Origin of the sequence: Streptomyces sp. NPDC048462 (assembly GCF_043200175.1) — a bacterium.
Classification (GTDB): Bacteria; Actinomycetota; Actinomycetes; order Streptomycetales; family Streptomycetaceae; genus Streptomyces.
The window spans coordinates 25184-38944 of record NZ_JBICXG010000038.1 but is presented as its reverse complement, the minus strand read 5'-3'; the positions used below and the strand labels follow the sequence as shown (position 1 = coordinate 38944).

General features: G+C 72.7%; 16 protein-coding genes and 1 riboswitch. Of the genes, 5 read left to right on the top strand and 11 right to left on the bottom strand.

Annotated elements, in window-relative coordinates:
• Nucleotides 1-86: 86 nt before the first annotated feature.
• Genes amaP through ACGFU6_RS36110 form a run of 5 tightly spaced genes read right to left on the bottom strand, consistent with a single transcriptional unit; the run spans nucleotide 87 to nucleotide 2413 of the window.
• On the bottom strand, nucleotides 87-674 hold the full coding sequence (gene amaP / locus ACGFU6_RS36130) for an alkaline shock response membrane anchor protein AmaP (protein ID WP_393616795.1): 588 nt from the start codon (nucleotides 672-674) through the stop codon (nucleotides 87-89).
• Nucleotides 671-1357, bottom strand: coding sequence for a DUF6286 domain-containing protein (locus ACGFU6_RS36125; protein WP_393616794.1), 687 nt, complete (start codon nucleotides 1355-1357; stop codon nucleotides 671-673). The genes amaP and ACGFU6_RS36125 overlap by 4 nt, the downstream gene beginning before the upstream one ends.
• Complete coding sequence (locus ACGFU6_RS36120; RefSeq protein WP_393616793.1) at nucleotides 1354-1716, bottom strand: hypothetical protein; 363 nt, start codon at nucleotides 1714-1716, stop codon at nucleotides 1354-1356. The genes ACGFU6_RS36125 and ACGFU6_RS36120 overlap by 4 nt, the downstream gene beginning before the upstream one ends.
• Nucleotides 1713-1904, bottom strand: a complete 192-nt coding sequence (locus ACGFU6_RS36115; RefSeq protein WP_073735273.1) for a hypothetical protein — start codon at nucleotides 1902-1904, stop codon at nucleotides 1713-1715. Before ACGFU6_RS36115 ends, ACGFU6_RS36120 begins: the two co-directional genes overlap by 4 nt.
• Nucleotides 1905-1936: 32 nt before the next feature.
• Nucleotides 1937-2413, bottom strand: a complete 477-nt coding sequence (locus tag ACGFU6_RS36110) for an Asp23/Gls24 family envelope stress response protein (RefSeq protein WP_390092481.1) — start codon at nucleotides 2411-2413, stop codon at nucleotides 1937-1939.
• 93 nt (nucleotides 2414-2506) lie between these two features.
• Here ACGFU6_RS36110 and ACGFU6_RS36105 point away from each other — a divergent pair, with 93 nt between their 5' ends.
• Nucleotides 2507-3265, top strand: coding sequence for a hypothetical protein (locus tag ACGFU6_RS36105; RefSeq protein WP_393616792.1), 759 nt, complete (start codon nucleotides 2507-2509; stop codon nucleotides 3263-3265).
• 2 nt (nucleotides 3266-3267) lie between these two features.
• Here the strand turns inward: ACGFU6_RS36105 and ACGFU6_RS36100 are convergent, their stop codons facing one another.
• The 3 genes from ACGFU6_RS36100 to ACGFU6_RS36090 all read right to left on the bottom strand — a co-directional run bounded on the left by ACGFU6_RS36100 (nucleotide 3268) and on the right by ACGFU6_RS36090 (nucleotide 6380).
• The gene (locus ACGFU6_RS36100) at nucleotides 3268-4059 is read right to left on the bottom strand and encodes an enoyl-CoA hydratase/isomerase family protein (RefSeq protein ID WP_393616791.1); all 792 of its coding nucleotides are present in this window, start codon (nucleotides 4057-4059) and stop codon (nucleotides 3268-3270) included.
• Between the two features lie 159 nt (nucleotides 4060-4218).
• Complete coding sequence (locus ACGFU6_RS36095) at nucleotides 4219-4440, bottom strand: helix-turn-helix domain-containing protein (protein WP_007263382.1); 222 nt, start codon at nucleotides 4438-4440, stop codon at nucleotides 4219-4221.
• 341 nt (nucleotides 4441-4781) lie between these two features.
• Nucleotides 4782-6380 carry an ABC-F family ATP-binding cassette domain-containing protein gene (locus ACGFU6_RS36090; RefSeq protein ID WP_393616790.1) on the bottom strand — a complete coding sequence of 533 codons (1599 nt, stop codon included), beginning with the start codon at nucleotides 6378-6380 and terminating at the stop codon, nucleotides 4782-4784.
• 330 nt (nucleotides 6381-6710) lie between these two features.
• Between ACGFU6_RS36090 and ACGFU6_RS36085 the strand changes: the two genes are divergently transcribed.
• Nucleotides 6711-7601 (top strand): neutral zinc metallopeptidase, encoded by an 891-nt coding sequence (locus tag ACGFU6_RS36085; protein WP_393616789.1) that lies wholly within the window; start codon nucleotides 6711-6713, stop codon nucleotides 7599-7601.
• A gap of 106 nt (nucleotides 7602-7707) precedes the next feature.
• Nucleotides 7708-8121, top strand: coding sequence for a VOC family protein (locus ACGFU6_RS36080; protein ID WP_393616788.1), 414 nt, complete (start codon nucleotides 7708-7710; stop codon nucleotides 8119-8121).
• Nucleotides 8122-8200: 79 nt separating this feature from the next.
• On the opposite strand, the gene ACGFU6_RS36075 is transcribed toward ACGFU6_RS36080, so the two are convergent.
• The 3 genes from ACGFU6_RS36075 to ACGFU6_RS36065 all read right to left on the bottom strand — a co-directional run bounded on the left by ACGFU6_RS36075 (nucleotide 8201) and on the right by ACGFU6_RS36065 (nucleotide 11635).
• On the bottom strand, nucleotides 8201-9511 hold the full coding sequence (locus ACGFU6_RS36075; protein ID WP_393616822.1) for a hypothetical protein: 1311 nt from the start codon (nucleotides 9509-9511) through the stop codon (nucleotides 8201-8203).
• A gap of 185 nt (nucleotides 9512-9696) precedes the next feature.
• Nucleotides 9697-10824, bottom strand: a complete 1128-nt coding sequence (locus tag ACGFU6_RS36070; protein ID WP_393616787.1) for an alpha/beta hydrolase — start codon at nucleotides 10822-10824, stop codon at nucleotides 9697-9699.
• A 79-nt stretch (nucleotides 10825-10903) separates the two neighbouring features.
• Complete coding sequence (locus tag ACGFU6_RS36065; protein ID WP_393616786.1) at nucleotides 10904-11635, bottom strand: class II aldolase/adducin family protein; 732 nt, start codon at nucleotides 11633-11635, stop codon at nucleotides 10904-10906.
• A 236-nt stretch (nucleotides 11636-11871) separates the two neighbouring features.
• Between ACGFU6_RS36065 and ACGFU6_RS36060 the strand changes: the two genes are divergently transcribed.
• Together ACGFU6_RS36060 and ACGFU6_RS36055 are read left to right on the top strand one after the other, a co-directional pair.
• On the top strand, nucleotides 11872-13158 hold the full coding sequence (locus tag ACGFU6_RS36060; RefSeq protein ID WP_393616785.1) for an anion permease: 1287 nt from the start codon (nucleotides 11872-11874) through the stop codon (nucleotides 13156-13158).
• Between the two features lie 12 nt (nucleotides 13159-13170).
• The gene (locus tag ACGFU6_RS36055) at nucleotides 13171-13404 is read left to right on the top strand and encodes a hypothetical protein (protein ID WP_393616784.1); all 234 of its coding nucleotides are present in this window, start codon (nucleotides 13171-13173) and stop codon (nucleotides 13402-13404) included.
• A 171-nt stretch (nucleotides 13405-13575) separates the two neighbouring features.
• Nucleotides 13576-13709, top strand: a riboswitch (cobalamin riboswitch).
• Nucleotides 13710-13761: the final 52 nt, after the last annotated feature.

The window sequence follows — 13761 nt, the reverse complement described above, 5'->3', positions numbered from 1 at the left end:
GCCGGACGGGTGGCAGGCACGGCGCGGATACCCGGGAGAGCGGGCCGGAGACCTCGTCTCCGGCCCGCCCTGCGGGTCCCTGCCCGTCAGCTCACCCGCTCCGCGCGGTGCTTGACCGCCCTCAGCCGCACCTCGGCGGGCAGTCGGGCCAGCCCCGCGGAGTCCCTGGCATGGGCCAGCGCCTCGTCGGACAGCCGGCCCAGCGCCTCGTCCGGCGCCGCGTGCGGCTCCATCAGCAGCCGGATCCTGGCCTGCGGTGCGCTGCGCTTCCCGGTCAGTACGACCTGGGCGCGGGCCACACCGTCCAGGCCGCCCGCCTCCGCGGCGAGCACACCCTCCAGGGCCCGCCCGCGCAGCAGGGCGCCCTCGCCGTCCCCGCTGTCCACCAGCACTTCGGAGAGCCGGGCCCGGCGCAGCTGGGCCAGCAGCCACCACAGGGCGAGCACGACGATGACGGCGAGGACCGCGATCACCGTCGGCCACCACCAGCCGTCCGAGCGCCAGCGCTCCCGGTCGGCCTCGCTGAGCAGTACGTCGTTCTTGCCGGACCAGGGCCACCAGGACGGTACGGAGAGCCCGGTGGCCGCGGCCAGCACTCCGCTGCCCACGCAGACCAGCACCAGTCCGGCGAGGCCGAGGAGTACCCGGTTGACGGTCCCGATCACGCCGCTCACCCCTTCTTCGCCGGACGGCGGACATGGACGGACAGGCCCGGCGGCCTGGACAGTCCGAGTTCCCCGATCCCCGTGGAGAGCGCGGTGTCCAGGTCGGCCCGTACGTCGTCGAGTTCACGGAAGTGCGAGACGGCCCGCACCCCCACCTTGCGCCGGCCCATCCGGACCCGGACCGACTGCACGCCGGACACCTCGACGGCCCGGTCGCGCAGGACCGTCGCGGCCGCTGTCCGGTCGAGCGCGGCCCGGACACCCGGGTGGTCGCGGCGCATCGGCAGCAGGTCGCGGAGTCCGGGCGTGAGCGCGAGGACGATCAGCCACAGGCCGACCGCCGCCGCGACCGCCGCACCGGTCAGCACCCAGACGTCGTCCAACGGCCGCCGCGCCAGCTCGTCGGCCAGCGTGCGGCGCCACTGCATCGCCGGGTGCCCGGCCCGGACCGCCGCCACGTCGTACAGCAGGAGTCCGGAGCCGCCGAGTACCACCAGGGCCAGGATGCCCGCCGGAACGCGGCGGGCCGACCAGAAGCGCCCGCCGCCGCCCTCGCCCCGCTCCTTGGCGGCTACCGGGTCGTAGGCGGCGGACGACGCCGACTGGTCCAGTTCGAGCACGTCACCGTGTTCCACCGGCTCGACCGTGGGCAGACGCTGCGTACTGTGTTCCGGGTTCTGGGGCTCGGTCATCGGATCCTCCCCTGCGCCGCGAGGCTCGCTCCTGAGGGGTGCAGGCGCTCGACCTGTACGGCCACTTCGGGCACCTCCATCCCCGCCAACGCCTTTACCCGCATCGCGACCCGCTGACGCACCGCGCCGCACTGACGGCCGATGTCGCTGGGGTATCCGAGCTCGAGGCTCACCCGCACCCGGGCGGTGTCCCGGTGCACCGTGACCGTGGCGCGCGGCGACGCGCCCTCCTCGGGCAGCTCGTCGACGGCCTCCTTCGCCGCCTGGGCGGCGATCTTCGCGACCACCCGGTCGGCGATCCGGGTCTCGCCGCGCTCCCCGGCGGCGACCCGGTCGCTCGCCCCCGACACGGCCGTCACCGCCGTCGGTCGCCGCGATCGCGACTCCGGAAGAAGTCGCCGGGCTCCAGGTCACCGTCCAGGAAGCGGCCGGCGATGAAGCCGACCGCCCCCAACGCGGCCACCAGCAGGAAGGCCCCGAACCCGCCGAAGTACCCGGCGAATCCGAGCGCCATGCCCGCCACCATGCCGACCACAGCCATGCTCATCGTGCGCTCCTCAACTACCTCGGACCGGAGGACTACTGGAGACGTGGCTCGGGCTGATCGTCGTCGTCCTCCTCGTCGGGCAGCTTCACATCGCTCACCGCGATGTTGACCTCGACGACTTCGAGACCCGTCATCCGCTCCACCGCCGCGACAACGTTCTCGCGTACGTCACGGGCGACATCGGCGATCGACACGCCGTAGTCGACGACGATCTCCAGATCGAGGGCGGTCTGCGACTCACCGACCTCGGCCTTCACGCCCCGGGTGACGGACTTGCCGCCGCCGGGCACCCGGTCGCGCACCGCGCCGAAGGTACGCGAGAGGCCGCTGCCCATCGCGTGCACGCCGACCACATCGCGTGCCGCCATTCCGGCGATCTTCTCCACCACTCCGTCCGCGATCGTCGTACGGCCGCGAGTGCCGGGGTCTCCCCCGCCACGCTTGGTCAGTGACGAACTCGCGTCCTTGTCGGGGTTCTCTGGCCGGTTCCGCTGTGGGGTCTCGGTCATCGCCGTTCTTCCCTTCGGGGCAGGAATGGACTTCATTGCCCACATTAAGTGCGCTTGCCCCGTCTCGCGCCGTGGATGCGGCAGGCTGAGGGAATGACGACGGCTGACAGCCCGCACAGGGCCGACGGATGGACGGCTGCGGTTCGGCAACGACTCGGCCTGGGCCGACTGCTCCCTCTGGGCGGTCCGGCGGACGGGGCCTGGATCTCGGAACGGGCCGCGGTCGCGGTGCTCCGCCGGGCCGTACGCGCCCCGGGGCCGGGGCCGGTGCTCGGGGAGCTGAGGATCGCGGTGGCCGATCCGGGGGCGGCCCCCGCGCCACGGGTACCGTCGCCGCCGAGTGCGCTGGGGCCGGGCCCGCTGCGGATCGAGGCGACCATGGCGGCGACGGCGGACCAGCCCCTGCCCGTCGCCGCGGCGGCGCTGCGCGCGGCCCTGCTGGCGGCGGCCTCGCGGCGGCTCGGCCTGGTGGTCGGCGAGGTGGATCTGCAGGTGACGGAGTTGCTGGACACCGAGCCGGAGCGGGCCGAGCCGGAGCCGGCCGCGGTGCGCCCGGCGACGCCCGAGGGCACAGCGGGCCGGGCGGCCGCGGGGGTGCCCGGTGTCTTCGCGCTGACCCGGGTGCTGGGCCCGGCGGTGCACACGGGCGCGGATCACGTCCGGGTCGAGCTGGCCACGGACGACAGCCACCGCGCGCTCGACGTGGCACTGGCGGTGCGGGCGGCGGTGACGGAGGCGGTGGACGGGCATCCGCCGGTCGCGGTGCTGGTCACGGCGGTGACGGGGGCCCCGGCCGAGCCGGGTGCGCCGGAGAGCCGGAAGGCCGGAGGCGGCGTGCCCCCGGCCGGGTGAGGTCAGTCGGAGCTGCCGGCCAGATCGCGCAGCCGACGGCCCTGCGCGGCCCGTTCGGCGGTGCGCTGCTCCTCGTACGTCCGCGAGAGGGCGCCGCTCAGCAGCGCCTTGGTCTCGACGAGGGCGTCGCGCGGGGCGGCCAGCAGGGCGCCGGCCAGGTCGCGGGCGGCTCCGTCGAGATCCCCGGCGGGCACCACGAGGTTGGCCAGGCCGGTGCGCTCGGCCTCCGCCGCGTGCACGAAGCGTCCGGTGGCGCAGATTTCGAGCGCGCGTGCGTACCCCACCAGGTGCACCAGGGGGTGCGTGCCGGTGAGGTCGGGAACCAGACCGAGGCTGGTCTCGCGCATGGCGAACTGCACGTCCTCGGCGACGATCCGCAGATCGCAGGCGAGGGCGAGCTGGAAGCCCGCACCGATGGCGTGTCCCTGGACCGCCGCGATCGACACGAGGTCGTTGCGACGCCACCAGGTGAACGCGTCCTGGTACTCGGCGATGACCGCGTCGAGCTCGGCCTCGGGGCCACGCCCCATGTCGAGGAAGGACGGCTCGCCGTCGAAACCCTCGGGGGTGAACGCCTGGCGGTCGAGCCCGGCGGAGAAGGACACACCTTCGCCACGCAGCACGACGACCCGCACACTGCCGGGCAGGGCCCGTCCGGCCTCTGTCAACGCCCGCCACAGAGCGGGGGACTGAGCGTTGCGCTTGGCCGGATTGGTGAGGGTCACCGTGGCAACCGCGTCGTCGACGGTGAGTCGTACGCCGTCCTTGTCGAGCACAGTGTCGAGCGAGGTCATGAAGCGCCTCCGGATCGGGGTGCGGTCAGTGCAGTCAGCAGAGAGCTAAGTGACTGAACAGTAACCACCCGGTCGACCGCACGATCGACCGGGTGACCACCACCGAACCGTTGGGCCCCGGAGCGGATCAGGCGATCCGCGCCGGTCCGCCGACGGCTGTCAGGCCGCTGCGGCCTTCTTGCCTCGTGTCGCGCCGCCGCGTCCCCGCAGCGTCACTCCGGACTCACTGAGCATCCGGTGGACGAACCCGTAGGAGCGGCCGGTTTCCTCGGCCAGCGCCCGGATGCTCGCACCGGAGTCGTACTTCTTCTTCAGGTCTGCCGCGAGCTTGTCGCGCGCGGCGCCGGTTACCCGGCTGCCCTTCTTCAGAGTCTCGGCCACCCGTGCCTCCTCGTGGGAAGTGCGCTCTGGACTCTCATGATCACCCCTCCCGCGCTTCCTGGCCACCCATTCGGCAAGGTCTGTGCAACCGGATTCACGCCCCGGGAGTGCGCCGGACTGATCGGAATCTCGCATTCCGCCGGGCTGCTGGGGGCCTGCGGAGAACGCCCCGGGAAAAACGTCCAGGTCAGGGCCGCGCGGGATTTCCGCCCGGAAATGGGTGCGCCCGGCAGGTATCTGCCGGGCGCCGCGCCGAGGTACGAGACGTACTCACGCAGATGATGGATCACGCGTAGGCCGAATGATCCAGTGGGAGTGGATCAATGGACGGCCGCGCCGGGTCAGGCCAGCGAGACCAGGTCCCGGTAGTCCGCACCCCACAGGTCCTCGACCCCGTCGGGCAGCAGGATGATGCGCTCGGGCTGGAGCGCCTCGACCGCGCCCTCGTCGTGCGTGACCAGGACGACGGCGCCCTTGTACGTGCGCAGCGCGCCGAGGATCTCCTCGCGGCTGGCCGGGTCGAGGTTGTTGGTGGGCTCGTCGAGCAGGAGCACGTTGGCGGAGGAGACCACCAGCGTCGCCAGGGCGAGCCGGGTCTTCTCGCCGCCGGAGAGCACGCCGGCGGGCTTGTCGACGTCGTCACCGGAGAAGAGGAACGAGCCGAGCGTCTTGCGGACCGCGACCAGGTCGAGGTCGGGGGCCGCGGAGCGCATGTTCTCCAGGACGGTGCGGTTCGGGTCGAGGGTCTCGTGCTCCTGGGCGTAGTAGCCGAGCTTGAGCCCGTGGCCCTCGATGACGTCGCCGGTGTCGGCCTTCTCCGCGCCGCCGAGGAGGCGGAGCAGGGTGGTCTTGCCCGCACCGTTGAGGCCGAGGATGACGACCCGGGAGCCCTTGTCGATGGCGAGGTCGACATCGGTGAAGATCTCCAGCGACCCGTAGGACTTGGAGAGCCCCTCCGCCATCAGCGGGGTCTTGCCGCACGGGGACGGGTCGGGGAAGCGCAGCTTGGCGACCTTGTCGGAGACGCGTACGGCATCCAGGCCGGAGAGCAGCCGGTCGGCGCGCTTGGCCATGTTCTGGGCGGCCACGGTCTTGGTGGCCTTGGCGCGCATCTTGTCGGCCTGGGCGTTGAGCGTCGCGGCCTTCTTCTCGGCGTTCTGCCGCTCGCGCTTGCGGCGCTTCTCATCGGCCTCGCGCTGCTGCTGGTAGAGCCTCCAGCCCATGTTGTAGACGTCGATCTGCGAGCGGTTGGCGTCGAGGTAGAAGACCTTGTTGACGACGGTCTCGACGAGCTCGACATCGTGGGAGATCACGATGAAGCCGCCCCGGTAGCTCCTGAGGTAGTCGCGCAGCCAGACGATCGAGTCGGCGTCGAGGTGGTTGGTGGGCTCGTCCAGGAGCAGGGTGTCGGCGTCCGAGAAGAGGATCCTGGCCAGCTCGACGCGGCGGCGCTGACCGCCGGAGAGCGTGTGGAGCGGCTGGGCGAGCACCCGGTCGGGCAGGCTGAGGGCCGCGGCGATGGTGGCGGCCTCGGCCTCGGCGGCGTATCCGCCCTTGGTGAGGAACTCCGTCTCCAGGCGCTCGTACTTCTTCATCGCCTTCTCGCGGGTGGCGCCCTTGCCGTTCGCCATCCGCTCCTCGTTCTCGCGCATCTTGCGGAGGGTCTCGTCGAGGCCTCGGGCCGAGAGGATGCGGTCGCGGGCGAGCACGTCGAGGTCGCCGGTGCGCGGGTCCTGCGGGAGGTAGCCGACCTCGCCGGAGCGGGTGATGGTGCCGCCGGCCGGGGTTCCCTCGCCCGCGAGGCACTTGGTGAGGGTGGTCTTGCCCGCCCCGTTGCGGCCGACGAGGCCGATGCGGTCGCCCTTGGCGATGCGGAAGGAGGCGGATTCGATAAGCATGCGGGCGCCGGCGCGCAGCTCGATGCCGGAGGCGGTGATCACGGGAAAAACTCCAGGGCGGAATGGACGGCGGAGGTACGGACAGGGCCTGTCGTTTGCACGCGAGCCCGGCCTGATGCAGGCGGGCAGACCCTAGCGATTCACGACTCGGACGCCGCTACTCACGCATACGCACAAGGAGAGTTGCCATGAGGACCAGTCTACTGGCGGTGTCCAATCGCTTTTCCGCCTGCTCCCGCCCCGGCCGCCGAGGTCTCGCCGTGTGCTGCTGACCGGCTCCCCTCCGTAGTCAATAAGGGGCATAGCGGTGTGAACTATCTGATACTCGGCGCAGGGCGGTGCGCGGCCGCGCGTGGAGCGGAGGGTGGTGCCATGCAGTTCGACGACGACGCCGATCTGGACACGTCCGAGGTACGGGATGTGCGTGGCAGCCGCGTCCCGGGCGGCAGGGCCACCGTGGGCGGCGGCATCGCGGCGGTCATCGCGCTGATCCTTGGGCTGCTGTTCGGTGTCGGCCCCGACGAGCTCGGCCTCTCCTCGGGCGACTCGGGGACGACGGCGACCGCGTCGTCGGCAGCCCAGGTCGAGCAGTCCTGCCGGACCGGCCGGGACGCCAACACCAAGGACGACTGCCGGACGGTCGCGGTGGTCAACAGCGTCCAGGACTACTGGAAACAGGAGTTCGCCCGGCGCGGGGCGGCGTACGGGAACGCCCGCACGGTGCTGTTCACCGACCGGATCGGCACCGCCTGCGGCTCCGCGACCTCGGCCGTGGGGCCGTTCTACTGCCCCGGGGACCGGCAGGTCTACCTCGACCTGGGCTTCTTCGACGAGCTGCGGACCAAGTTCGGGTCGAGCGGCGGACCCTTCGCCCAGGCGTACGTCGTCGCACATGAGTACGGGCACCACGTGCAGAACCAGCTGGGGACGCTGGGCCGGTCGCAGGACGGGCGGACCGGCGAGAACAGCAACGCGGTGCGGGTGGAGCTGCAGGCGGACTGCTACGCCGGGGTCTGGGCGCACCACGCGACGACGACGCCCGACGGGGCCACGGGCCGGCCGCTGATCACCGAGCTGACCCGGGCGGACATCCGGGACGGCCTCGACGCGGCCGCGGCGGTCGGGGACGACCGGATCCAGGAGCGCTTCCAGGGCCGGGTCACCCCGGAGTCCTGGACGCACGGCTCGGCGGCGCAGCGGCAGCAGTGGTTCACCACCGGATTCACCGGCGGTGACCCGGCCCGCTGCGACACCTTCCGCTGACGCGGGCGTCGCGGGAGGGCGTTGTCAGTGCCCGGTGGAAGACTGAGACACAGATCACACACGAGTCAGGCGCGGGGTCCTGAGCGGGCGAGAAGGGGTGAGCACGATGGCGGGCTCAACGACAGGTGTTCCGTCGGTCTTTCCGACGTTGCTCTACGACGACGCGAAGGCCGCGATCAAGACGCTGACGGAGGCGCTCGGCTTCACCGAGGAAGCGGTGTACGAGGGCGAGGACGGCACCGTGATGCATGCGGAGCTGTCCTGCGGGAACGGCAGGGTGATGCTGGGTTCCAAGGGTCGCGAGGGGAGGTTCGCGGAGGCGATGCGGGGGTCCGGGCCGGTCGGTGTCTACGTGGTGGTCGACGACATCGACGCGCGCCACGCGCGGGCGGTGGAGCACGGGGTGGAGATCCTGATGCCGCCCACCGACCAGGACTACGGCTCGCGGGACTACATGGCACGGGACGCGGAGGGCAACGTGTGGACCTTCGGTACGTACTCCCCGGGGGCGTCGGGCTGACCCGTGACCCGGGCCGCGGACCCCGGGGGCGGCGGTCCGGCCGGCCGGGGTCTCCCCCCGGGCCGGCCGGGCCGGTCGCTCAGGCTCCGCCGGTGTGCACCTGGAAGGCCGCCTTTCGGACCGCCTTGGCGAGCGCGGGATCAGGGTGGGCCGCGGCCAGCGCCACCAGGACCTGGACGGTACGCGGATGGCCGACGGCCCGCACCTCGTCGAGGAGGGCCGGGACGCTGCCCTGTACGGCCGAGTCGAGATGGCGGACCAGCAGCGCGGTCTCGCCGTGGTCGGCCACGGCCGCCGCCGTGTCGACCCAGAGCCAGGTGGCCTCCTCGCGGCTGAGGACGTCCTGAGCGTCCTCGGGGTCGGCCCCGTCGTACTCGGCGAGCCACAGCAGCGCGTAGGGGCGCAGCGACGGGTCGGCCACCACCGAGCGCACCTCGGGCTCGGCGGGTGCGCCGACCACCCGGAGCGCCTCGAAGGCGAGCCCGCGCAGCAGCGCGTCCTGGCCGCGGGCCACTGCGAGGAGTTCCGCGACGGCGCTGCCGACGGGCCGGGCGGCCAGCCAGGCGCGGTACTCGGCGCGGGCCGGTCCGGGGGTGAGCCGGGCGCAGCCGAGCAGCATGTCGGCGGCGGACTGCTCGATGTTCCCGGCCGGGCTCTGGGCGGCGACGCAGATCTGTTCCAGCTTGACCCAGACCGCCCAGTTGCCGAGCGGGGTGAGGGTGGCGTGTCCGGAGCCGAGGGTGAGCGCTCCGACGGCGGCCAGCCCCTCCAGGGCCCAGTCGAGGAGGAGGGCGACCAGCGCCTCGGGGTGGGCGGGGGGAGCGGCCTCGGCGGGGACGGGCAGCGGCTGGGGCCCGTACGGCACCTCGCAGCGCTCCTCGTGGAGTTCCGCGACGCGCTGGCCCAGCAGGTCGAGCAGGGCGGGCACGGTGACCGGGCCCGCCGAGAGCTGGAGGAGGGAGAGTACCTGGGGCACGGCCTCGACGGCCTCCGCGACCGCGGTGGACTCGATGTCCCGCGGCGCGGGGTGGACGAGGGACCAGGCGTCGAAGAGCGCCACCCAGCCGCGGAGCACCGCGGAGTCGTCACGGTCCCAGGCGCGCAGCCGCCAGCCGGGCCGTGCGGTGTCGCCGTGCAGTTCGACGAGACCGGCCAGCCGGGCCCGGTCCCAGCCGGACCGCACCTGGCCCGGGGACAACTGCAGCTCCGAGGAGGCCCGTTCGAGGGCCGTGGGGGCCAGCGGTGGGGTGCCTGGGCGGGAGCCGCCGGCGGCCCAGCGGGCGATCCGCACGGCGTCGGCGAGAGCGGTCCTGGCCTGGCGGGCCAGTTCCGCCCTGGGCGGGGTGCCCTCGGGCGGGCGGGGTGCCGGCCTGGTGCGCCGGGTGATCACGGCCTTGTGAGCGGTGGCGAGGGGTCGCGGGCGGACAAGTCGCAGCCTGGAGTCGCGCGGGGTACGGGACGTCACGGGGAGCAGTCTTGCCTCTGACAGCCCGAAAGCCCAAACGGAACCCGGATCACCGGTGTCCCGGGGGGTGCGCACCGTCCGGTACCAACCGGCCGAAGCGGCACATCAGCTCACATCAGGGGCGTGAGGAAGCGTCGCAGCGTCTCCTCGTAATAGTCCGGGTCGGCATTCCACATCGCCGCATGCGGAGCCTGTGCCACGGGGTGCAGGGCGACCAGGTCGGGGCGCCGGGCGGCGAGCACCCTGGAGGGCTGCCAGGGCGCCAGGGTGTCGTCGGGGCCGTGGAAGATCAGAGTGGGGACGTGCAGGGTCCGGGGCAGCGAGGTGTCCAGGAGCCGGGCACCGCTCAGCCCGGTCTGCCCCTGGGCGGCCCGGACGGCGAGCGGCCGCAGGGCGGACGGCACCCCTCGGGCGGCGGCCAGGGCGCGCAGGGTGGTGGCCCAGTCCATGACCGGGGAGTCGAGGACGAGGCCGCAGATCCGGTCCCGGAGAGCGGAGTTGGCGGACGCGTGGAGCGCCATGGAGGCGCCGGTCGACCAGCCGTGCAGCACGACCTTCTCGGCGCCGTAGCGGACCGCGAAGCGGATGGCCGCGTCCAGGTCGCGCCATTCGGACTCCCCGAGGTGGCTGAGCCCGTCCGGGGAGCGCGGTGCTCCGGCGTCGCCACGGTAGGCGAGGTCGAGCACCGGCAGCTGCTGTCCGTTCAGGAAGGGGAGCAGGTTCAGGGGGTGTTCCCGGGTGGTGCCGATGCCGTGCGCGGTGATGACCCAGGTGTCGCGTGCGCCGGGCACGAACCAGGCGGGCAGGGCGCCGAGTTCGCCGGTGATCTCGACCTCGCGGTGTCCGAGGCCGAGGGCCGCGGTGGGGTCGCCGCTGTACACCTCGGGTGTGATGCGGACCTTGTCCCCGGGGCGCAGGGTGCCGTGGCTGACGCGCTCCAGCCGGCGCACGACGGTGTCGGCGGCCTGGTGGGCCTGCTCGATGACCGGGCCGACGACGGCGTGGACGTCGTCACCGGCCAGCCCGTAGGTGCCGGGGCGCAGCGCGGCGAAGGAACGGGTCAGGGTGACCTGTCCCGCCGCCGTCGCGTGCACGGTGAGTCTGCGGTCGGCGGGGAACGGACGGCCGGACGGCGCCCCGAGGGCGGCGTCGCCGGCGTACCGGCCGGCCGCGACCGCTGCCGCACCGGCGCCGATGAGGGAGGTGACGACTGCTGCCGTCGCTGTAACCGGGCGCACGCCCTCAGTCTCATGGGCACCCGCGCACTCGGCCAGCGGGCGGGGGCCGTCCGGGCCGAGGCCGCCCGCCCCGGCGGCCTCAGCCCGGCTGCCCGTACCCCTTCAGCGCCTCCCGGACATCGCTCAGCTGGTCCGGGGTGAGCAGGGCCGGGGAGCGGCCGGGGACGGCGCTCGCGGCGAGCCAGAGGCGGCACAGCCATTCGAGCTGGGCGGTGCGGTCGTACGCCTCGTCGAGGGTTGCTCCGTAGGTGACGGTCCCGTGGTTGCCGAGCAGGCAGCCGGTGCGGTCCCGCAGGGCGGCCAGCATGTTCGCGGCGAGTTCGTCGGTGCCGTACCGGGCATAGGCGGCGACCCGGACGGGACCGCCCAGCAGTGCGGCCGCGTAGTGGATCGGCGGGACTTCGGCGACGAGCGTGGAGACGGCCGTGGCGTGCACCGCGTGGGTGTGCACGACGGCGGCCGCCGTCGTGTTCCGGTAGACCGCGAGATGGAGCGGGAGTTCGCTGGTCGGGGCCAGCTCGCCGAGGACCTGGTTGCCCTCCAGATCGACGCCGACCGCGTCCTGGGGGCGGAGCCGGTCGTACGGCACGCCGCTCGGGGTGACCAGGACGGTGCCGCCCACTCGCGCCGACACGTTGCCCGAGGTGCCGACGACCAGTCCGTCGGCCGCCGTCCGGCGGGCGGTGGCGACGACCGCGCCCCAGGCCCGCCCGATGTCCCCGGACAGCCGGACGTCCCCGGCCCGTCCGGTGCCCGCGGTTTGTCCGACGCCCACGGCTTGTTCGACCGGACCCTGTCGCTGATCGCTCATACGAAGATCCTTTCCACTGATGAGCGGCCCATGTTTCTGCCCTGTTTCCGGAGGCCGGCCGGACCCGGATTCCGGGCCCACACGGCCCGGCGCCCGTCCCGCCCTGTCGGACCACGGCCAAACGGGGCATCGCCACTCCGATTGGAGTCACCGCAACGCCCTGTTCAGTTCATCTTCCGTTCACCCGGGTTGCCTACGTTCCACGTGCCACTGACGTCGAACGATTGCCTGGGTAAATGGAACACATCACGCTGCTGCTCGCGATTGTGATCGTGACAGCTCTAGTGTTCGATTTCACGAACGGTTTCCACGACACCGCCAACGCGATGGCGACCACCATCTCGACCGGCGCACTCAAACCCAAGACAGCGGTGGCGATGTCCGCCGTTCTCAACCTCGTCGGCGCGTTCCTGTCGGTGGAGGTCGCCAAGACGATCTCCGGCGGGATCATCAACGAGAACGGCCTCAGAACCGAGGTCATCTTCGCGGCGCTCGTCGGCGCCATCCTGTGGAATCTGCTGACCTGGCTGGTCGGGCTGCCGTCCAGCTCCTCGCACGCCCTCTTCGGCGGTCTGATCGGCGCCGCGGTGATGTCCGCGGGCTGGTCCTCGGTCGACGGCGGCACCGTCGTCACCAAGGTGCTGCTCCCCGCGGTCGCCGCCCCGTTCGTCGCCGGTCTGGCCGCACTGCTGGCCACCAGGCTGACCTACCGGATCGGCGGGAAGATCCGTAACGACGCCCAGGAGAAGGCGACCGCCAAGGGCTACCGGGCCGGGCAGATCGCCTCCGCCGGGCTGGTCTCGCTCGCCCACGGCACCAATGACGCGCAGAAGACCATGGGCATCATCACGCTGGCCCTGGTCACCGGCGGGGTGCTCTCCCCCGGTGCGAACCCGCCGGTCTGGGTCATCGTCAGCGCCGGTCTGGCCATCGCGCTCGGCACCTACCTGGGCGGCTGGCGCATCATCCGCACCATGGGCAGCGGCCTCACCGAGCTCAAGCCGCCGCAGGGCTTCGCCGCCCAGACCAGTGCGGCCACGGTCATCCTGGCCTCCTCGCACCTCGGCTTCTCCCTCTCCACCACCCAGTCCTGCTCGGGTGCGGTGATGGGCGCCGGCCTCGGCCGCCGGGGCGGTGTGGTCCGCTGGTCCACCGCCACCCGGATGTTCGTCGCCTGGGGTCTGACGCTGCCCGCCGCGGGTCTGGTCGGCGCGGGGGCGGAGTTCCTCACCAAGCAGGGCACCTGGGGCGTCGTGCTCGTCGCCCTGCTGCTGGTCGCGGGCTCCGGAGCGATCTGGGTCCTGTCCCGCCGCAAGCCGGTCGGCCAGGACGACGTCGGGCCCGGCGGCCAGAACGGCGCAACGGCCGGCGGGAACGCCGAACCCGCCGGGGTCGTCACCACCGCCATCGCGGCCGTCAGCCCGCCGCCCACCGCGGCCCAGGCCCAGCATGACCTCAAGACCACCATCCCGGCCCCGGCCGGGCCCGTAGCCGCCGACCCGGCACGACCTGCCACGGTGTAAGGAAGATCCTCCATGAACATCGACTGGGCAGCCCTCGGCACCGTCTTCGGCGTCTCTCTCGTCGCCACCGTCGCGCTGGTGGGCCTCTTCACCCTGGGCATCGTCGGCCTCTCCCGGCAGGCCGAGGCGGCCGCACCGGGCGGTCAGGCCGGCGGGTCCCTGATGCTCGCCCGCGCGGGCGCGTACGCCTGCTTCGGGCTGTGCGCGGCGGCGGTGGCCTACGGCATCTACATGATCGTCGCCTGAGCCGCAGTCCCCGACCCACCGCACCTGAACCATCCGCCGTATCGGGCCGGCCGCACCTCGCGTGCGGCCGGCCCGATGTGGGTCTCAGCACACTGCGCCGCCGCAGGTCAACGGTAGGTTGACTGGCGTTCGCGGAGCGTGGTGGACTGCCGGAGCCATTACGGCGACAGCAGAGGAAGCCGGTGCGAATCCGGCGCGGTCCCGCCACTGTCACCGGGGAGCAGTCCCCCACCACCGGAAGTCACGGTCCACGCCAAGTGGGCTGGAAGACCGGGGGTACTGCGGATCCGGGAGCCAGGAGACTCTGGTCGCCGATCACGTCGAACCAGGGCGCGGACCCTGAGTGAGGACATATCG